The following is a 19854-nucleotide window of genomic DNA, read 5'->3' on the forward strand; positions in this document are numbered from 1 at the left end:
AGGAAAAGAGCATGGCTGCTAGAAAGAATGTGCATTCTTACCGTAGTGCTGCCTACGTACAGGGGAATACTGTCCGTAAGCTGGAACCTGCACGCGTACCGGTAAGACGTTCACCAGATGAAGTACGCCGTCCGGCAGTGAACCACAGAGTCAGACGGAATCGTGAAAAAGCCTTACAGATGGATTTGCCTTATGTTATTATGCTGACCATCGCAGCAGTCTGTACGCTCTGTTTATGTGTAAATTATCTCCATCTTCAGTCTTCCATCACGACGAGAATTCATACGATCGAGAGCCTGGAGTCGGAGCTGGAGATGTTAAAGACTGAAAACGATGCCCTGCAGACGAATATTAATACTTCCGTTGATTTGGATCATGTGTACAAGGTTGCTACAGAGGAACTTGGCATGGTCTACGCTAATAAGAATCAGATTCTTCAGTATGATAAGACGGAAAGTGAGTATGTAAGGCAGAATGAAGACATCCCGAAACACTAACAGGCAGAAAAATAGAAAAACCAAGATATTTCCAAGATATATGCAGGAAAAGCTGGCGATTACCGTCCTGGTAGTTACGCTGGCTTTGTTTGCATTGGTTATGGTCCTGTACGATTTAATGACCAATAAAAAGGACGATTTTAATCAGATTGTGCTGTCGCAGCAGGAGTACGACAGCCGTACCATACCATTCCGGCGGGGCGATATTCTGGACCGCAACGGAACGTATCTGGCGACGAGTGAAAAAGTGTATAATCTGATCCTGGATCCCAAGCAGATTATGTCGGATTCCAACGCCTACTTAGAGGCATCAGTGAACGCTCTGGTAGACTGCTTCGGTTATGACCGGACGGAGATGATGAATCTGATCAACGAGAAAAAGGACAAGTACTATATCCGCTACGCCAAGCAGCTGACTTACGACCAGAAAGAAAACTTCGAGAAATATAAGGAAGAAAAACGGGAAGAGTTTAAGAAGGCTGGAGAGGGAAAGGGCATCCGCGGCATCTGGTTTGAGGATGAGTATAAGAGAATTTACCCGTATAACTCCGTGGGCTGCAATGTGATCGGCTTTGCCAGAGACGACGGCATGGATGGAAGCGGCGGCATTGAGCAGTACTATAATTCCACGCTGATGGGAACCAACGGCAGGGAGTACGGCTATTTAAATGACGACTCCAACCTGGAGCGTGTGATCAAGCCGGCATCCAACGGCAATACGGTCGTATCCACCATCGATACAAACGTTCAGAAGATCGTTGAGAAATATATCACGGAGTGGGAGCAGGAGGTCGGAAGCAAGCGGGTGGGCGTCATCGTCATGGATCCCAATAATGGCGAGGTCCTGGCCATGGCCAATGATAAGACCTTTGATTTAAACAATCCGAGGCAGCTCCGCCCGGAGTACACCGATGATGTGGTGAAGCAGCTTGGCATTCAGGAAGCCATAGACGATTACCACAGAAAGAATAAGGACGCGGAGCCTCTGACGGAGGCCAACGTTTATGCCCACTATTCCAATGATGAGATCATGTCCTTCGGAAAACAGGTGGCGTGGAATCAGACATGGCGTAATTTCTGCATCAGCGACGGCTTCGAACCTGGTTCTACCGCCAAGATATTCACCGTGGCGGCGGGCCTGGAGGAAGGCTCCATCACAGGTAATGAGACGTATACGTGTAACGGAAAGCTGGAGATCGGCGGATGGCCGATCAGTTGTGTAAACCGGTACGGTCACGGCGATCTGACGGTGGAGCAGGGCCTTATGAAATCGTGTAACGTCGTTATGATGCACATTGCCCAGAAAGTAGGAAAACAGAAATTCTATAAATACCAGCAGCAGTTTGGCTTCGGTTCCAAAACCGGAATCGATCTTCCTGGCGAGGCGGACAACAAGACGCTTATGTACAACGCGGAGACAGCCGATCCGGCTTCCCTCGCAACCAATGCCTTCGGCCAGAACTTTAACTGTTCCATGATCCAGATGGCGGCGGCGTACTGTTCCGTCATAAACGGCGGCTCCTACTACGAGCCCCATGTGGTGAAACAGATATTAAACGAGCAGGGATCTATTGTGAAGAAGATGGATCCGGTTCTGGTCCGCGAGACTGTTTCGGAATCTACCACGAAGTTTATCAACGAAGCGCTCTATAAGACGGTAAACGCCCAGGGCGGTACCGGATCTGCCGCTAAGGTAGAGGGTTATAAAATCGCGGGTAAAACAGGAACGGCCGAGAAGGTCGGACGTGACAAGAAAAACTACGTCGTATCCTTCTGTGGCTATGCGCCCGCCGATAATCCACAGGTTCTCGTATATGTGGTAGTGGACGAGCCGCACGTAGAGGAACAGGCTCACAGCACGTATGCCAGCGGAATCTTTCAGAAAATTATGACTGAGATTCTTCCTTATTTAAATATATTCCCGGATACAGATATCACGCCGTCACTTCCGGAAGGCGGACAGGCAGAACTGCCTTCAGAGGAGGGGATCAGCAGTTCCACAGAGGGTTCCACGGAAGAAGGAACAGAAGAAAGCACGGCAGTGGGGACACTGGAAAATGGAGAGACAATTCCGCCGGAGGCTCTCGATCCTTCGGAAGAAGCGGTAATCGGTCCGAGCGAGGAGGAAGGCTACGGTCTGCCGGGCGCGCTGCCTGGACAGACGAATCCGGCACGGATCCCGACGACCGCCTCCTCGTCCACAGAAGCTTCCGAAACGGAGACAAAGGAAGAATAAAAGCGCAGGAATTTCATATACTGTAACAATGATGACGGTGGAGCAGCGTATGAATTCTAATAAAACACATCACAGAGAGAAGATAGCCATCCTGTTTTTCCTGTTATTTCTTGCCATGACAGGACTAATGGGGCGGCTGTTTTTTCTTATGATTTTCAGATCCGCCCATTACAGTGCCATGGCGGAGGACTTGCATGAAAGAGAGAGAACGATCAAAGCGGCCAGAGGCAATATCGTTGATGCTAATGGAACCGTCATCGCCACCAACAGGACCGTCTGTACCATTTCGGTCATCCACAATCAGATAGAGGAACCGGATCAGGTGGTGGCAGTTTTAAGCAAAGAATTGGGAATCGAGGAAGATTCTGTCAGAAAAAAGGTAGAAAAATACAGTTCCAGGGAGATTATTAAGACCAATGTGGACAAAGCCCTGGGGGACCAGATCAGGACGTACCATCTGGCCGGGGTGAAGGTGGATGAGGACTACAAACGGTATTATCCCTACGACAGCCTGGCATCCAAGGTGCTGGGATTTACAGGAGGGGATAACCAGGGAATCATAGGTCTGGAGGTCAAGTACGAGGATTACTTAAAGGGGATGAACGGGAAGATTCTGACCATGTCTGACGCGGCGGGTATTGAGATTGAAAATGCGGCTGAGGACCGGATCGAGCCCATCGCCGGGCAGGATCTGCATGTGAGTCTGGACGTAAATATCCAGAAGTACTGCGAGCAGGCGGCGTACCAGGTGATGGAGAAGAAAGGCGCGAAGCGGGTCTCCATCATTGTCATGAACCCGCAGAACGGAGAGATCATGGCTATGGTAAGCGCTCCGGAATTCAACCTAAACGACCCGTTCACGCTTCCGGAGGACCCGGGAGATGTGAGTGCCAAGGAGAAGCAGGAGCTGTTGAACCAGATGTGGCGTAATCCCTGCATCAACGATACTTACGAGCCTGGCTCCACGTTTAAGATCGTGACGGCCGCCGCGGGGCTGGAAGCGGGAGTGGTGAATCTGGAAGACCATTTCTCCTGTCCCGGATTCCGGATCGTGGAGGACAGGAAGATCCGGTGTCACAAGGTGGGGGGGCATGGTTCCGAGACATTTCTGCAGGGAATGATGAACTCCTGCAACCCGGTTCTGATTGATGTAGGCCAGCGCCTGGGAGTGGATAATTACTACAAGTATTTTGAACAGTTTGGACTGAAGGGAAAGACGGGGATCGATCTGCCCGGCGAGGCCGCCACCATTATGCATAAGAAAGAGAATATGGGGCTGGTGGAGCTGGCCACAGTCTCCTTCGGCCAGTCCTTCCAGATTACTCCCATGCAGCTGATTACCACGGCTTCAGCCATTGTAAACGGCGGCAATCGGGTGACGCCCCACTTTGGTGTGGGTGCCGTCAGCGCCGACGGCGAGGTGATTCACAACTTTACCTATCCGGTGAAGGAAGGGATCGTCTCTGCGGAAACGAGCGAAACCATGCGCTATATTCTGGAAAAGGTCGTCTCCGAGGGCAGCGGAAAAAAGGCGTATCTGGAGGGATACCGCATCGGCGGAAAAACGGCCACTTCGGAAAAACTTCCGAGGAGCTTAAAGAAGTACATTTCGTCTTTTATCGGCTTTGCACCGGCGGATAATCCATCCGTAATTGCCCTGATTACCATCGATGAACCGCAGGGAATCTACTACGGCGGAACCATCGCGGCGCCTGTCATTGCTGATATTTTTAAGAATATTCTGCCTTATCTGGGAATTGAAGCAACAGAGGAAAAAACTGTTTCCTCGTTTCGATTCTATAGTTGATTATTCAGGAAAAAAGACGTATACTACTAACTGTGCTACATTCCGCCGAGCAAAGCGAGGGGGATTAACCGCTGTCGAAAGTACGAATACATAAAATATTGAGGTGTGACATGATTAACGAGACGATACTGGCGATTATCATAGCGTTTGCCATAAGCGCGATACTGTGCCCTATAGTAATACCATTTCTCCACAGATTAAAATTTGGTCAGCAGGTCCGGGAAGAGGGACCGGAAAGCCATTTGAAAAAGCAGGGCACTCCCACTATGGGCGGTCTGATCATATTGACCAGCATTATCATTACTTCTCTGTTCTACGTGAAGGATTATCCGAAGATCATACCGATTCTGTTCATGACCGTTGGTTTTGGTATCGTAGGTTTTCTGGATGATTATATTAAGATCGTCATGAAACGCTCCGAAGGGCTTAAGCCTTTACAGAAGATAATCGGACAGTTTATCATTACGGGCGTCTTTGCATACTACCTTCTCAATTCCAGGGCAGTGGGAACGAGCATGCTGATTCCATTTACCGGAGGCTTCGAAAATGGCCTCTATATCGATCTTGGTATATTCTTCGTGCCGTTTCTGTTCTTTGTTGTGCTGGGAACCGACAACGGTGTGAACTTCACCGATGGACTCGATGGACTCTGCACCAGCGTGACTATCCTGGTGGCCACCTTCTTAACCGTGGTGGCCCTGGGAGAGAAGATGGGGATCAGCCCGATCACAGGCGCGGTCGTAGGCAGCCTGCTGGGCTTCCTGCTGTTTAACGTCTACCCGGCCAGAGTGTTTATGGGAGACACCGGTTCCCTGGCGCTTGGCGGTTTCGTGGCGTCCAGCGCCTATATGATGCAGATGCCGATCTTTATCGCGATCATTGGATTTATTTATCTGGTGGAAGTTCTGTCAGATATTATACAAATTACGTATTTTAGAAAAACAGGCGGAAAGAGATTCTTTAAGATGGCGCCGATCCATCACCATTTTGAGATGTGCGGCTGGTCCGAGACCAGGGTTGTTGCCGTTTTCTCTATTGTGACGGCGATTCTCTGCCTGCTGGCATACCTTGGACTGTAAAGAAGGAGAGTAACCTATGAGTCAGAAAATATTAGTTGCAGGGAGCGGAAAGAGTGGAATTGCCGCTTCCAGAATGGCACTCGATACAGAACACGAAGTGATTCTCTACGACAGCAATGAGGCGCTTGACGCGGAGGCGGTCCGGGGACAGTTTAAAGAGGACGAGACAATTGAAGTGCTCCTTGGAGAGCTGACGAAGGAGGCGTTAAAGGACGTGGAGCTCTGCGTTATCAGTCCCGGTATCCCGCTTGATGCCCCGTTTGTCGAGGTGCTGAAGGCCTGCGAGGTCCCGATCTGGAGTGAGATCCAGCTTGCGTACCATTATGCCAGGGGAAAGCTGGCAGCCATAACGGGGACAAACGGAAAGACGACGACGACCTCTCTGGTCGGGGAGATCATGAGCGCGTACTATAAAGAGGTGTTTGTAGTAGGAAATATCGGAACACCGTATACGTCCACCGCGCTCCGCACGACAGACCAGTCTTATACGGTCGCGGAGATCAGCAGCTTTCAGCTGGAGACCATCACAGATTTTAAACCCGACGTGAGCGCGATCCTGAATATTACGCCGGACCATTTAAATCGCCATAAGACGATGGACTGCTACATAGATGTAAAGAAAGGGATTGCAAAGAATCAGACGAAGGAGGATGCCTGCATCCTCAATTACGACGATCCGGTTCTGCGGCGATTCGGAGAGACTGTGACCCCGCGCGTCATCTATTTCAGCAGCAGGGAGCTTCTCTCTGAGGGCATCTGCCTGGATGGCGATATGATTGTAAGGAACCACGACGGCGTGCGCATGGAGATCATAAATATCCATGACATGAATCTGCTGGGCCGCCACAACCACGAAAACGTCATGGCGGCAGCTGCCATAACCATGGAACTGGGAGTGCCGCTTGAGACGATACAGAGCGTGATCAGGGACTTTAAGGCGGTGGAACACCGGATCGAGTTCGTGGCAGAGAAGGCGGGGGTGAAGTACTATAACGATTCCAAGGGAACGAATCCCGACGCGGCGATCCAGGCGGTTAATGCCATGCCTGGCCCCACAATCTTAATCGCGGGAGGGTACGATAAGAATTCCGAGTATGACGAATGGATCAGATCCTTCGGCAAAAAGGTGAGATACATGGTCCTTTTAGGCCAGACGAGAGAAAAAATCGCCGAATGTGCCGCAAGACACGGCTTCACCAATGTCATGTATGCGGAAGACATGCAGGAGGCGGTCAGAGTTTGCGCATCCTATGCGAATGCCGGAGAATACGTGTTGTTGTCACCCGCCTGCGCCAGCTGGGGGATGTTTAACAATTACGAGGAACGGGGTGATGTTTTCAAGGAGTGCGTGCGCAGTCTGTAACAGGATGCGGCTATCGCTCACTAAAGTTTTGGCGAGGAGGAATGAGATGGCGGAAAACAGGCCTAACAAAAAGAAAAACAAACCGCGCCGTTTTTATGATTACAGCCTGCTGTTTACGGTGATATTTTTGACCGTGTTCGGTCTGGTTATGATATACAGTTCCAGCTCCTACGCTGCCCAGATAAAGTATGATGATGCGGCCTATTTTATGATGAGACAGGCGAAGATTGCACTGGCCGGCTTTGTCATTATGCTGATTATCTCTAAGATGGATTACCACTGGTACGCAAGATTTGCCGTTCTGGCCTACGTCCTTTCCTATGTGCTGATGATTGCCACTGCACTGTTCGGTATCGAGAGAAACGGTAAGAAGCGCTGGCTCGGAGTGGGCGGTGCCTCCATTCAGCCAACAGAGTTTGTAAAGATCGCCCTGATCGTCATGCTGGCATCCATGATCGTACAGATGGGCAAAAATATCAACGAAAAGAGAGGCGTGCTGCTGGTGATTGTCACCACGCTGCCTATCGCCGGAATTGTAGCAGCCAACAACTTAAGTTCCGGTATTATCATTGCAGGAATCGCGTTTGTCATGCTGTTTGTGGCATGTAAGAAAAAATGGCCGTTTTTTGCCTGCGGATTCGCGGGCGTGGGGGTGCTGGCGTTTGCCGGTCCCATTGCAACCGCCCTGGAGAAGATCGGTCTTTTAAAGGAGTATCAGTTAAGCCGTATCTTCGTCTGGCTGGAGCCGGAGAAATACCCGTCCACCGGCGGCTATCAGGTGCTTCAGGGGTTATACGCCATCGGTTCCGGCGGACTGGTGGGAAGAGGCTTAGGGGAGAGTATCCAGAAGATGGGATTCGTACCCGAGGCGCAGAATGATATGATTTTCTCCATCATCTGTGAGGAATTGGGGCTCTTCGGAGCCGTGTCGGTGATCCTGATTTTTTTGTTCATGATCTACCGTTTTATGCTGATTGCAGACAACGCGCCGGATTTATTCGGTGCCCTGCTGGTCGTAGGTGTCATGGGGCACATTGCGATCCAGGTTATCTTAAATATCGCCGTAGTTACCAACACCATTCCCAACACCGGAATCACGCTTCCCTTTATCAGCTATGGAGGTACGTCGGTTTTGTTCCTGATGATGGAAATGGGCATGGTTTTGAGCGTTTCCAATCAGATACGTCTGGAAAAATGATAACCTTTTTCCCGCTTTTTACATAGGATAGTATATAAGAAGCCACGGGAGGTATCGGATTGTCGGTCATAGAAGTCCAGGGGCTTACGCCCTTAGAAGGTGAGATAAAGATCCAGGGTTCCAAGAATGCCGTTCTGCCTATGATGGCGGCGGCAATTCTTCATAAAGGCACGACAGTGATAGAAAATGTCCCCAGGATACAGGATGTGTTCTGTATGCTGGGGATACTTGACAGTATCGGCTGTAAATGCCGTTTGGAAGGAAACCGGCTGAAGATTGATGCATCCGTAGTTACAGAGACGGAAATACCGAAAGAGTTTGTGAAGAGTATGCGCTCCTCGATCATTGTTTCAGGGCCGCTGTTAGGACGGATGAAGAGAGCCGTTACCAGTTTTCCCGGCGGCTGCTCTATCGGGGAAAGACCCATTGACCTGCATTTGACGGCGCTTGACGCGCTGGGGGCCCGGGTAGAAGAGGATGGAGAGGAGCTTTTAGTCACTGCCAATGAACTGACGGGAGCCGATATCTACTTCCCGTTTCCCAGCGTGGGAGCGACCGAGAATGCCCTCATGGCCGCCGTTCTGGCGGATGGCGTGACAGTGATTCACGGCGCTGCCAGGGAGCCCGAGATCGAAGAACTGTGCCTGTTTTTAATCGGCATGGGAGCCAGGATCCACGGGGTGGGAAGTTCAACACTGGTTATTGAAGGGGTACTTAGCCTGCATGATTCCATATTTACCGTAACCGGCGACAGGATTGTGGCCGGCACTTATCTTTGTGCGGCCATGGCCGCGGAGGGCTGTGTGACCCTGACGGGAATCCGGCCATCCCATATGGAGGCGGTGCTGCGCTGTGCGGAGGAGATGGGAGCCGCCATACAGAGGTATGACGACCGAATTTCCGTGACCATGACAGGGCGCCCGGCAGAGTATTCGGTTGTGACGGGTCCTTATCCGCAGTTTCCGACGGATTTACAGTCGCCAATGATGGCGGTGATGGCCGCCGCTGAGGGAACCGGCCGTATGGAAGAAACTGTATTTGAGGGAAGATTTGGCACTGTAAAAGAATTGCAGAAACTTGGCGCAGATATTATAATAGAGGATAACAGGGCAGAGATCCGCGGGCTGTACCCTTTAACGGGCGCAGTCGTGAGGGCCAGGGATTTACGCGGCGGCGCCGCACTGGTGGTCGCGGGTCTGGCCTCCCGTGGTGTGACACAGATTACAGACTGCAGCCACATCGAGCGGGGGTATGAAGATATCTGCCGGGACTTAAAGAGCCTTGGCGCTGTGATTAGAGGAATGGAATGATAAGACCAGAAAAAAGCAAACGAAGAATCGTAATCGGAATTGTGGCGGCGGTTATCGTCTTACTGGCGGTAATCTTAATGTCCATCCGGATTACAGAGATTACAGTAACGGGGAATAAACAGTATACCGCCGATGAACTGCGCGGTCTGCTGTTTCAGGATAAGTGGGACCGGAATACGATTTACTGCTTTTACAAAGATCATTTTAAGGAACATGAACAGATTCCGTTTGTAGAAGACTATAAAATCGTATTCCAGAGTCCGACGAGGGTGGAAATCATCGTTTACGAGAAAAGCGTGGTCGGATACGTCTCCTATATGGGAAGTTATATGTATTTCGACAAGGATGGTATCATCGTGGAGAGCTCCAGCAATAAGCTCCCGGGAATTCCATGGGTAACAGGACTGAAGTTCGGGCATATCGCCCTGCATCAGCCCCTTCCCGTGGAAAACACCAGGATCTTCGATGAGATCCTGAATCTGACGCAGCTATTGTCGACGCATGAGATTACGGTGGACAGGATCCAGTACGATACTCACGGCAACGCCAGTTTAATCCTGGGGGACATCACCGTTTATCTCGGAAGCAACGACCAGATGAACGGCAAGATTTCCGAGCTGAAAGATCAGCTTCCCGTGCTGACCGGCCTTGCTGGGACTCTGTATCTCGATACATATGACGAGGCTGAGACGGCCACATCGTACCGGTTTGTAAAAAATAAATAAAATTTCCATTCAGAACTTATAATTTTGTTGAAAAAGTGGTTGATATTTTCGGTAAAATCAAATATTATATTAGATAGGTCTATAGAGTAAGCTGTTTATGGTTAAAGGAGGATATAATCTTGTTAGAGATTAAGATAAATGAGGCGGATAATGCTGCAAGAATTCTGGTAATCGGTGTGGGCGGTGCCGGAAACAACGCAGTAAACCGTATGATTGATGAGAGTATCGCCGGTGTAGAATTCATCGGAATTAATACAGACAAGCAGGCACTTCAGTTTTGCAAGGCCCCTACGGCTATGCAGATCGGAGAGAAACTGACAAAGGGACTCGGAGCAGGCGCTAAGCCTGAGATCGGAGAGAAGGCTGCCGAGGAGAGTTCTGAGGAACTGGCTCAGGCCATGAAGGGCGCGGACATGGTGTTCGTTACCTGTGGTATGGGCGGCGGAACAGGAACCGGTGCGGCTCCCGTTGTTGCCAAGATTGCAAAAGATATGGGGATTCTGACAGTCGGTGTTGTCACAAAGCCGTTCCGCTTTGAGGCAAAGACACGTATGTCGAATGCGATCGCAGGTATCGAGCGCTTAAAAGAGAGCGTTGATACCTTAATTGTGATTCCCAACGACCGTCTGCTTGAGATTGTGGACAGGCGTACCACCATGCCGGATGCGTTAAAGAAGGCGGATGAAGTCCTTCAGCAGGCAGTACAGGGCATTACAGACTTAATCAACGTTCCAGGTCTGATTAACCTGGATTTCGCCGATGTTCAGACCGTCATGACGGACAAGGGCATCGCACATATCGGTATAGGCAAGGCAAAGGGCGACGAGAAGGCTCTCGATGCTGTGAAGCAGGCCGTATCCAGTCCGCTGCTGGAAACCACTATCGAGGGTGCCTCCCACGTTATCATCAATATTTCCGGCGATATCAGCCTGATCGAGGCCAACGAAGCGGCCAGCTACGTTCAGGAGATGGCAGGAGACGAAGCCAACATCATCTTCGGCGCCATGTATGACGAGACTGCTCAGGATGAAGCCAGCATTACTGTTATTGCCACCGGCCTCGATATGGGGAATGAGACTCCTGTCGGCAAGGTCATGACAAGCTTCGGCGGCAGTGCAACCGGCTATACGAGACCGCAGAAACCGACAGCACAGCCGGCGCAGAACCAGAATCCTAACCCGAATCAGGAAGCTGCGGCAACCGCGCCTGCTTACAATCCGAATTATAACCCGAACTACGGCAATCCAAACTATGGAAACCAGGGATACAATCCAAACTACAACAAGCCAAATTATGGCGGACAGGCCGGTGCACCAGGTGCTTCCCAGGGTGCCGGACAGCCTTACAGACCAACCGTAAACAGAGAAGTTCAGATCAATATTCCGGATTTCTTAAAGAACAAGAGATAAGATGCTGTGCTGCGCCGCGTCGTAACACAGGATTAAAAAATGGGGGGTGCTGCAGATGGCCTTAGCAAAGCGCTAGGACTACCTGCAGCACCCCTTGTTTTAAACGGAGGAGATACTTTATGTCGGAAGAAAAGAAAAACCAGGGTGAAGACTGGGAGATGTCGGAAGAGTATTATAAGAGCGGGGAAGGGGAGAAAGAGCTGTCCCTGGAAGATTTTATTACCGAAGAGGATTTGCAGACGGATGGGATGAAGCTTCAGTCCAATCACGACGAGCTCTTAAAGAAGACGGCGGAGGATGTGCACCGTGTGATGGAGCTGACTTTGCAGGGAAACAACATCGAGAAGATTTCGGAAATGACAGGGCTGGATAGTCAGTATGTATACAATATCCTGGTCTGCGCGCAGGGCTTCCGCGAGGACGATGAGATCGCGGTGGCTCATCTCGTGCTTGGATAGTATCGCTTTGTGTGAGTTTTATAATACGACGGAGAAAGAGGGGGAAAGTGCGATGATGAAGAAGATGTGCCCGGTCTGTGACCTTCCTGTAAACGCGGGGAATTACTGTCCGCGCTGCAGAAGGGTGATCAGGAATCCCTATACGCAGAACGTGGATTACTATCTCAATGAGAGACATCCGGAGTATGAGACGGAGTGCGGCTTCCATAATCCATATCTGGAGGCGGATCACCACGAGGAAAGTGGTAATCCTGCCAGAACGGCTTATGGCAGTTCGGCTGGCCGTCCGGTTCAAGGCCGTCCGGCCCAGGGGCGCCCGGTTCAAGGTGGTCCGGTTCAAGGCGGTACAGCTCCCAATAAGCCTGTTCAGAGGCCTTTTTCGGGCGCAGCAGCTTCCGGTGGAGGACGGACGCCAGGAACGGCGTCGAAGCAGGGACAGACAAGAACATCAGAGCAGGCAGGAACGGGCAGTATAAGCGGATCATACGGGAAACCGGCAGAAGGTTCCGGGGCGTACCGTACAGCCACAGGCGGTTATGGAGCGGGAAGCCGCCCGACAGGAACCGGAAGTATGAAGCCGGAGGGGAAGAAAAGCAACGCAGGAAAAACTGTGCTGATTATGGCTGCAGTCGGTCTTGTCACCATTGCCATGGTTGCCTTTACAAACTTGGAAGGCTACTTAAGTGATTATCTCAAAGGAGCTGCGGAGACGACGGAGGCATATAACTATGATTATGAATCTGATTTTACGGAGCTGGATGATGAGGACGTGATAGAAGCGGGCGAACCGTGTATGGCTTACTACCATTTTCCGGCGGATGGCGTTTATGTGAGTGAGCAGCTGCTGGCTGCTGTCGAGAGTTCTGACTTTGGCTATAAACTTGATTCCGACGAACTCTATACGGATAATTACTTATATTACGATACGTCTTATTTTGAAAGCATTAGAAGCCTCTATCTGGAGGATAACCTGAGTGAAACGCGGGACGACGAATACACAGACCAGTATATCGATGTGAACTATGACACTGCGACCAATGAACTTCATGAATATATATCCAGACTTTACAGCAACGAAGCCTCACTGGCCTTTCTGGAGCGTTTTCTGACTGCGACAGAGGAGAGCAGCGGAATTGCGGCGGAAGACCGGAAGTCCGATGAGATTATGGAGGAAGCCAGAGATATTGTAAAGCAGGAGCAGAGCAGCTATATCTATGAAGGGCTGTTTGTCATCGAAATTTACAGATATGAGGGGGATGAAGCCCTTTATGTCTATGCATCGTATAACGATCCTGAGTTGGGTTCAGAGTTGTAGGTAAGGGGGATCGGAGCTGTAACTTGGGAAGATATGGTGTCAGGAATGATATGATATTTTCTTGACAATGTAACCGGATTGTGATATAGTATCATCAATCGTAAGAGGGAGTAGCTTCCAGCCCCGGGGCTGGATAAGATTGCGTCAGAACGATAAAGGAACCTTTATCCGCATACTTATGAAATGTGCAAGACTTTTATTGATAACCAGATGGCTGTCAGTAAAGGTCTTTTTTTATTACATAGGAAAGCTTGCTTTATGGGACTTCATAGTCTGCATAAAGGAAACGCGGCCGCGTTTTCCGTGCCCTTTACGAGAGAAACCAGAAAAACGACAGAAAGAAAGGCGGAGAAAATATGGAAACATTTGATCCCAGCAAGAAACCAAAGTTGAATAAGATTACAGGTCTGCTCAAGAAATCAGGAGTGATAGCGGTCTTGGTGATAGCGATTCCTGTCATAGGGATTGGCTCTGTTTATAACATTCAGGAACAGGAGCAGGCGGTGCTTACAACCCTCGGATCGGCGAAGACGGTCGCGGAGCCCGGGCTGCATTTTAAGATTCCGTTTATTCAGCGGGTACAGAAGGTGAATACCACCATACAGGGCGTGGCTATCGGTTACGATCCATCGGATAACCAGTCGGAGGAAGCGGACTCTCTGATGATTACCAGTGATTACAATTTTGTAAATGTGGACTTCTTCGTGGAATATAAGGTAGTGGATCCGGTGAAGGCCGTGTATGCGTCTCAGGACCCATTCACCATTTTGCAGAATATCAGCAGAAGCTGTATCCGTACCGTTATCGGAAGCTACGATGTGGATTCGGTGCTGACGACCGGAAAAAATGAGATACAGTCCAGGGTGAAAGAGATGATTATGAATAAGCTGGAACAGCATGATGTGGGACTTTCCGTGGTGAACGTCACAATCCAGGATTCCGAACCGCCGACAGCGGAGGTGATGGAGGCGTTTAAAGCCGTGGAGACCGCCAAACAGGGCAAGGAAACAGCGATTAATAATGCAAACAAGTACCGCAATGAAAAGCTTCCGGAGGCTACGGCGCAGACGGATAAGATTTTGCAGGAGGCAGAGTCCTCAAAGGTGCAGCGAGTCAACGAGGCTAACGCGGAGGTGGCGAAGTTCAACGCCATGTACGAGGAATACAGCAAAAATCCGGAAGTGACAAGAAAGCGCATGTTCTATGAGGCTATGGAGGATGTGCTGCCGGGAATGAAGGTGATCATCGACGGTACCGGCAAGACGGATACGATCCTGCCTTTAGACAGCTTTACGGGCACAGCAGGAGCTGCAGCGTCCCAGAGTGCGGGAAATAACGCGACGGGACAGAATTCACTGGGAAACAGTGCAGGAGAACGTACAGGAAATGATGGAAAAAGCGGCATGAAGCAGGGCGGTTCGGGAACTCAGAGCACGGGAAGCCAGACAGATCATGGGGCAGAGGAGGCAGCAGAATGAAAAAAACATTGAAAAAAGTGACAGTAACTATTGCAGGACTGGCCGTCATTATAGTATTATTAGGTTCAGTTGTAGTAACGAATGAAAATGAGTATAAGCTGATCCGGCAGTTCGGCCGGGTGGAGCGGATCATTGATACCGCGGGAGTTACACTGAAGCTTCCATTTATTCAGACAGCGGACACGCTGCCGAAGCAGATCCTCTTGTACGATCTGGCGGCGTCTGACGTGATTACCATGGATAAGAAGACCATGTTAAGCGACAGTTATGTGCTGTGGCGCATTACGGATCCGCTCAAATTTGCGCAGACGCTGAATTCTTCCGTAGCGAACGCGGAGGGGAGAATCGATACAGTGGTTTATAACTCCGTTAAAAATGTGATCAGCAGCATGAGCCAGAATGAGGTAATCAGCGGCCGGGATGGAGAACTGTCCCAGGCCATTATGACAAACGTCGGCGACAGCATGGCTGAATACGGAATCCAGCTTCTGGCCGTAGAGACAAAGCGGCTGGACCTGCCTGCCGATAATAAGGCGGCGGTTTATGAGCGTATGATTTCAGAGCGCGACAAGATCGCAGCGACCTATACCGCAGAAGGCCAGGCCGAGGCTCAGAAGATCAGAAATACAACAGACCGCGAAATCGCCATCAGCATTTCCGATGCGAAAGCACAGGCGGCGGCCATTACGGCGGATGGTGAGGCCGAGTACATGAGAATTATGGCGGAGGCGTACCGCGATCCGCAGAAGGCTGATTTTTATTCCTACACCAGGTCGCTGGAAGCGGCGCGGGCTTCTCTAAAGGGAGACAGCAATACGCTGATTCTGCCCGCAGATTCGCCGATCGCCCGGATTTTTATGGGGCAGTAAGGGCGGATATTACGAAAGACAGGAGATTTACGATATGAAGATCAAAGACATACTGGGGCAGGGAAAGCCCACGTTATCCTTCGAGGTGTTTCCTCCGAAGACGGAAGATAAGTACGAGTCCGTAGAAAAGGCAGCGGCTGAGATTGCAAAGCTGAATCCGGCCTTTATGAGTGTGACGTACGGAGCAGGAGGCGGTACGAGCCAGTATACGGTGGACATCGCCTCCACCCTGCATCATGAGTACCAGGTGACGGCGCTGGCCCACCTTACGTGTGTCTCCTCCACAAGAGAAAAGGTGCACGAGGTGCTGGAAGAGTTAAAGGCCGCGGGAATTGAGAATGTCCTTGCTCTGCGCGGTGATATCCCGAAGGAAGGGCCTGTGGCATCGGATTACCGTTTTGCCTCGGAGCTGATCCGGGAGATCAAGGCCTGCGGCGATTTCTGCATCGGAGCGGCCTGTTATCCGGAGGGCCATGTGGAATCGGTCAGCAAAACCATCGATATGGACTATCTGAAGCAGAAGGTGGAAGCCGGATGTGACTTTGTGACTACCCAGATGTTCTTTGACAATAATATCTTATATAATTATCTGTACCGGATCCGGGAGAAAGGGATTACGGTGCCTGTCGTGGCGGGAATTATGCCGGTGACGAATGTAAAGCAGATCATCCGCAGCTGCCAGCTCTCAGGAACGTATTTGCCGTCACGGTTTAAATCGATTGTGGACCGGTTCGGAGATAATCCTGCGGCCATGAAACAGGCGGGGATCGCCTATGCTACGGAGCAGATTATCGATCTCATTGCCAATGGAGTGGACGCGATTCACGTGTATTCCATGAATAAACCGGATGTGGCGGCAAAAATAAAGGAGAACCTGTCGGAAATTCTGTAATGGATTGGTGCAGGTCCCGGTGAGAAGTGGAGTGATATGCATGGAAATTAACCGGAGAGAGATTCGAAGGTATCTGGGATATGGCAGACAGGAAGCGGATGAGAAGGTTTCGAAGCTGATTGAAGAATGTGTGGAGGAGCTGGAGGCGGCAGCGTCGCCGAAAAGTATATACAGAGTATACCCTTTCGTGCCTTTGCCGGAGGAAGAACTGGATTTTACGGTGTTTCGGACGAAGAGCCGGAGCCTCAGCCGTAATTTGAAGGACTGCGAACAGGTCATTTTATTTGCCGCTACCCTTGGGACGGAGGTGGATTCCCTGATTCGTAAGTACACGAAGCTTCAGATGAGCAAGGCAGTGACAATGCAGGCTGCGGCCACCGCCATGATTGAATCGTACTGTGACGAGGTGAATACGGCACTGAAAGAGTCCTTTGAGAAAAAAGGGCTCTATCTGCGGCCCAGGTTCAGCCCCGGATACGGAGATTTTCCCCTGGAATGCCAGAGGGATATCACTTCCGTTTTAGAGACGGCCAAGAGGATTGGAATTATGCTTACAGACAGCCTTTTGATGACTCCTTCCAAATCCGTGACCGCGGTGATGGGAGTGAGCCCGAAGCCTCATCGCTGTGAGGTGAGGGGCTGTGAATTATGTTCGAAAACAGACTGCGCGTACAGGAGAGGATAAGGGATATGACAGAGTTAATGGAAGAAATCAGGAAGAGAATCGTATTTTTCGACGGCGGCACGGGAAGCCTTCTGCAGGCTAATGGACTGAAGCCGGGAGAACTGCCGGAGACGTGGAATATCCTTCAACCGGAGATTGTGACAAAGCTGCATTACGATTATCTGGAGGCGGGAGCCGACATCATCAAGACGAATACCTTTGGTGCCAACGGGCTGAAATTTAACAATTCCAGTGAATATGGGCTGGACGGGATTGTGACAGCGGCCATGGAAAATGCGAAGAATGCTGTCGGGAAAGCCGGAAAAAAAGGCTTTATCGCTCTTGATATCGGACCTACGGGAAAGCTTTTGAAGCCGCTTGGTGACTTGGGATTCGAGGAGGCGTACGGGCTGTTCTCTGACGTCGTTAAAATCGGTGCGCGCGAGGGTGCTGATCTTGTTTTGATAGAAACTATGAGCGACAGCTATGAGGTAAAGGCGGCCGTTCTGGCTGCTAAGGAAAACTGTGATCTTCCTGTCTTCGCTACGATGATTTTTGACAGCAAGGGCAAGCTTCTAACGGGAGGAACCGTGGAATCCACAGTGGCTCTGCTGGAGGGCCTGGGCGTGGACGCTCTGGGAATCAACTGTGGTCTGGGTCCGATTCAGATGAAGGGGATCCTGGCGGATATCATGAAGGCAGCATCCGTCCCGGTGATTGTTAATCCAAACGCCGGACTTCCGAGGAGTGAAGGCGGTAAGACCGTCTATGATATTGATGCGGATGAGTTTGCAGAGACCATGAGAGAGATCGTGGAGATGGGAGCTTGTGTCGTGGGCGGCTGCTGCGGGACGACGCCGGAGCATATCAGGAAGACGGTTGCGCTCTGTAAGGATTTTCCGGCACGTATGCCGGAGAAAAAGGACCGGACGGTCATTTCTTCTTATGCGCAGGCGGTTGTGATTGACAAAAATCCTGTGATTATTGGCGAGCGCATCAACCCGACGGGAAAGTCAAAGTTTAAACAGGCGCTGCGGGATCACAATCTGGAGTATATTCTGCGCGAAGGCGTGACGCAGCAGGACAACGGCGCCCACGTGCTTGACGTAAACGTGGGCCTGCCGGAGATCGACGAGGCTGCCGTGATGGAGGAAGTGGTGCAGGAGCTGCAGAGTATCATCGATCTTCCGCTTCAGATTGATACTTCCAATATTCAGGCCATGGAGCGGGCTATGCGCGTCTATAACGGCAAGCCGCTGATTAACTCTGTCAATGGGAAGAGGGAAGTGATGGAGGCGGTCTTTCCGTTGGTGAAGCGGTACGGCGGCGTAGTGGTCGCTCTGGCGCTGGACGAGGACGGGATTCCTGAGACTGCCGACGGACGGTTGAAGGTGGCGGAAAAGATCTATGCGAAGGCGGCGGAGTATGGGATAGAGAAAAAAGATATCATCATCGATGCGCTCTGCATGACGGTCAGTTCCGACAGCAAAGGCGCGATTACCACGCTGGAGACGGTGCGGCGGGTGCGGGATGAGCTGGGAGGAAAGACGATTCTCGGTGTCTCCAACATTTCCTTTGGGCTTCCGCAGCGGGAGATCGTCAATGCGGCATTTTTCACCATGGCGCTTCAGAATGGGCTGAACGCGGCGATTATCAATCCTAATTCTGAGGCTATGATGCGCTCGTATTACAGCTTCCGGGTGCTGGCGGATTTAGATCCGCAGTGCAGTGAGTATATAAGCGTCTACAGCGGGCAGGTGGCGACGCTGGGGCAGACGGTACGTCAGGGCAGCGGAGCCGGGAAAATGGATGGGAGCGGCACTGCACTGACGGCCTCCCTTGCTGAGAGCATTGAGAGAGGCTTGAAGGAGAGCGCGCACCAGGCGGTTACGGAGCGTTTGAAGACGTCGGAGCCCCTTGTTATTATCAATGATGAGATGATTCCGGCTTTAGACCGTGTTGGAAAAGGATTTGAGAAGGGCACGGTGTTCCTTCCGCAGCTTTTGATGAGCGCGGAGGCGGCTAAGGCGGCTTTTGAAGTCATCAAGGAGCAGATGGCGAAGTCGGGGAAGGAACAGGAAAAGAAAGAGCGGATTATCCTGGCTACGGTGAAGGGGGATATCCATGATATTGGAAAGAATATCGTTAAGGTGCTTCTGGAGAATTATGGGTATGATGTGATTGATTTAGGCAAGGATGTGCCTCCAGAGCTGGTGGTGGAGACGGCGGTTGAAAAAGAGGTAAAGCTGGTGGGACTCAGCGCGCTTATGACGACTACGGTGCCGAGTATGGAAGAGACCATCAGACAGCTCCGAGTGGCGGCTCCCTGGACGAAGGTGATGGTGGGAGGCGCTGTGCTGACGGAGGAGTACGCGAGGACGATCGGGGCGGACCGGTATTGCAGGGATGCGATGGCGTCGGTGAATTATGCGGAGGAGTTGTTTGTGGGGATGGTTGAAGGAGTATTGGATTTATAAAAACAGTTATTTTACGATATTGAATTCAGATTGTAGAATGGGGCTGTCGCACAAGTGATTGATAAATCATAGGTGTG

General features: G+C 50.9%; 16 protein-coding genes. All 16 read left to right on the top strand.

From position 1 onward, the window contains the following. The first annotated feature begins 11 nt into the window (after positions 1–11). Positions 12–497, top strand: coding sequence for an FtsB/FtsL family cell division protein (locus H8S75_RS02330; RefSeq protein WP_187019027.1), 486 nt, complete (start codon positions 12–14; stop codon positions 495–497). After that, complete coding sequence (locus tag H8S75_RS02335; protein WP_187019028.1) at positions 475–2733, top strand: peptidoglycan D,D-transpeptidase FtsI family protein; 2259 nt, start codon at positions 475–477, stop codon at positions 2731–2733. The genes H8S75_RS02330 and H8S75_RS02335 overlap by 23 nt, the downstream gene beginning before the upstream one ends. Positions 2734–2782: 49 nt before the next feature. Continuing rightward, entirely contained in the window at positions 2783–4540 is a 1758-nt protein-coding gene (locus H8S75_RS02340; protein ID WP_002603394.1) for a peptidoglycan D,D-transpeptidase FtsI family protein, read from the top strand. Positions 4541–4650: 110 nt separating this feature from the next. Then, positions 4651–5619, top strand: coding sequence for a phospho-N-acetylmuramoyl-pentapeptide-transferase (gene mraY, locus H8S75_RS02345; protein ID WP_187019030.1), 969 nt, complete (start codon positions 4651–4653; stop codon positions 5617–5619). 16 nt (positions 5620–5635) lie between these two features. Beyond that, positions 5636–6982, top strand: a complete 1347-nt coding sequence (gene murD / locus H8S75_RS02350; RefSeq protein ID WP_025531125.1) for a UDP-N-acetylmuramoyl-L-alanine--D-glutamate ligase — start codon at positions 5636–5638, stop codon at positions 6980–6982. A gap of 46 nt (positions 6983–7028) precedes the next feature. Continuing rightward, positions 7029–8180: an FtsW/RodA/SpoVE family cell cycle protein gene (locus H8S75_RS02355; RefSeq protein ID WP_002603397.1), complete on the top strand. Its 1152-nt coding sequence runs from the start codon at positions 7029–7031 to the stop codon at positions 8178–8180. A 59-nt stretch (positions 8181–8239) separates the two neighbouring features. After that, positions 8240–9490, top strand: coding sequence for a UDP-N-acetylglucosamine 1-carboxyvinyltransferase (gene murA, locus H8S75_RS02360; protein WP_187019032.1), 1251 nt, complete (start codon positions 8240–8242; stop codon positions 9488–9490). Continuing rightward, positions 9487–10215, top strand: coding sequence for a cell division protein FtsQ/DivIB (locus tag H8S75_RS02365; protein WP_187019034.1), 729 nt, complete (start codon positions 9487–9489; stop codon positions 10213–10215). The genes murA and H8S75_RS02365 overlap by 4 nt, the downstream gene beginning before the upstream one ends. 119 nt (positions 10216–10334) lie before the next feature. After that, positions 10335–11624, top strand: a complete 1290-nt coding sequence (ftsZ, locus tag H8S75_RS02370) for a cell division protein FtsZ (protein ID WP_187019035.1) — start codon at positions 10335–10337, stop codon at positions 11622–11624. A gap of 119 nt (positions 11625–11743) precedes the next feature. Beyond that, positions 11744–12082, top strand: coding sequence for a hypothetical protein (locus H8S75_RS02375; RefSeq protein WP_055656973.1), 339 nt, complete (start codon positions 11744–11746; stop codon positions 12080–12082). 52 nt (positions 12083–12134) lie between these two features. Further along, positions 12135–13397, top strand: coding sequence for a hypothetical protein (locus H8S75_RS02380; protein ID WP_187019037.1), 1263 nt, complete (start codon positions 12135–12137; stop codon positions 13395–13397). A 356-nt stretch (positions 13398–13753) separates the two neighbouring features. Beyond that, positions 13754–14875, top strand: a complete 1122-nt coding sequence (hflK, locus tag H8S75_RS02385; RefSeq protein ID WP_187019039.1) for an FtsH protease activity modulator HflK — start codon at positions 13754–13756, stop codon at positions 14873–14875. Beyond that, the gene (gene hflC / locus H8S75_RS02390; RefSeq protein WP_187019041.1) at positions 14872–15744 is read left to right on the top strand and encodes a protease modulator HflC; all 873 of its coding nucleotides are present in this window, start codon (positions 14872–14874) and stop codon (positions 15742–15744) included. Before hflK ends, hflC begins: the two co-directional genes overlap by 4 nt. Before the next feature lie 34 nt (positions 15745–15778). After that, positions 15779–16636, top strand: coding sequence for a methylenetetrahydrofolate reductase [NAD(P)H] (metF, locus tag H8S75_RS02395; protein WP_187019042.1), 858 nt, complete (start codon positions 15779–15781; stop codon positions 16634–16636). Between the two features lie 40 nt (positions 16637–16676). Beyond that, a complete protein-coding gene (locus tag H8S75_RS02400) occupies positions 16677–17321 on the top strand; it encodes a vitamin B12 dependent-methionine synthase activation domain-containing protein (protein WP_187019044.1) in 645 nt (214 codons plus the stop codon). Positions 17322–17326: 5 nt separating this feature from the next. Next, positions 17327–19777 (top strand): homocysteine S-methyltransferase family protein, encoded by a 2451-nt coding sequence (locus tag H8S75_RS02405; RefSeq protein WP_187019046.1) that lies wholly within the window; start codon positions 17327–17329, stop codon positions 19775–19777. Positions 19778–19854 lie beyond the last annotated feature (77 nt).

Origin of the sequence: Hungatella hominis (assembly GCF_014288005.1) — a bacterium.
GTDB lineage: Bacteria > Bacillota > Clostridia > Lachnospirales > Lachnospiraceae > Hungatella > Hungatella effluvii.

Excerpts from the sequence above, each read along its gene's own strand:
- murD (WP_025531125.1), top strand. The coding sequence starts at position 5,636 with ATGAGTCAGAAAATATTAGTTGCAGGGAGCGGAAAGAGTGGAATTGCC.
- hflK (WP_187019039.1), top strand. The coding sequence starts at position 13,754 with ATGGAAACATTTGATCCCAGCAAGAAACCAAAGTTGAATAAGATTACA.
- H8S75_RS02340 (WP_002603394.1), top strand. The coding sequence starts at position 2,783 with ATGAATTCTAATAAAACACATCACAGAGAGAAGATAGCCATCCTGTTT.
- H8S75_RS02330 (WP_187019027.1), top strand. The coding sequence starts at position 12 with ATGGCTGCTAGAAAGAATGTGCATTCTTACCGTAGTGCTGCCTACGTA.
- hflC (WP_187019041.1), top strand. The coding sequence starts at position 14,872 with ATGAAAAAAACATTGAAAAAAGTGACAGTAACTATTGCAGGACTGGCC.
- mraY (WP_187019030.1), top strand. The coding sequence starts at position 4,651 with ATGATTAACGAGACGATACTGGCGATTATCATAGCGTTTGCCATAAGC.
- metF (WP_187019042.1), top strand. The coding sequence starts at position 15,779 with ATGAAGATCAAAGACATACTGGGGCAGGGAAAGCCCACGTTATCCTTC.
- H8S75_RS02400 (WP_187019044.1), top strand. The coding sequence starts at position 16,677 with ATGGAAATTAACCGGAGAGAGATTCGAAGGTATCTGGGATATGGCAGA.
- H8S75_RS02365 (WP_187019034.1), top strand. The coding sequence starts at position 9,487 with ATGATAAGACCAGAAAAAAGCAAACGAAGAATCGTAATCGGAATTGTG.
- H8S75_RS02355 (WP_002603397.1), top strand. The coding sequence starts at position 7,029 with ATGGCGGAAAACAGGCCTAACAAAAAGAAAAACAAACCGCGCCGTTTT.
- H8S75_RS02375 (WP_055656973.1), top strand. The coding sequence starts at position 11,744 with ATGTCGGAAGAAAAGAAAAACCAGGGTGAAGACTGGGAGATGTCGGAA.
- H8S75_RS02405 (WP_187019046.1), top strand. The coding sequence starts at position 17,327 with ATGACAGAGTTAATGGAAGAAATCAGGAAGAGAATCGTATTTTTCGAC.
- H8S75_RS02380 (WP_187019037.1), top strand. The coding sequence starts at position 12,135 with ATGATGAAGAAGATGTGCCCGGTCTGTGACCTTCCTGTAAACGCGGGG.
- H8S75_RS02335 (WP_187019028.1), top strand. The coding sequence starts at position 475 with ATGAAGACATCCCGAAACACTAACAGGCAGAAAAATAGAAAAACCAAG.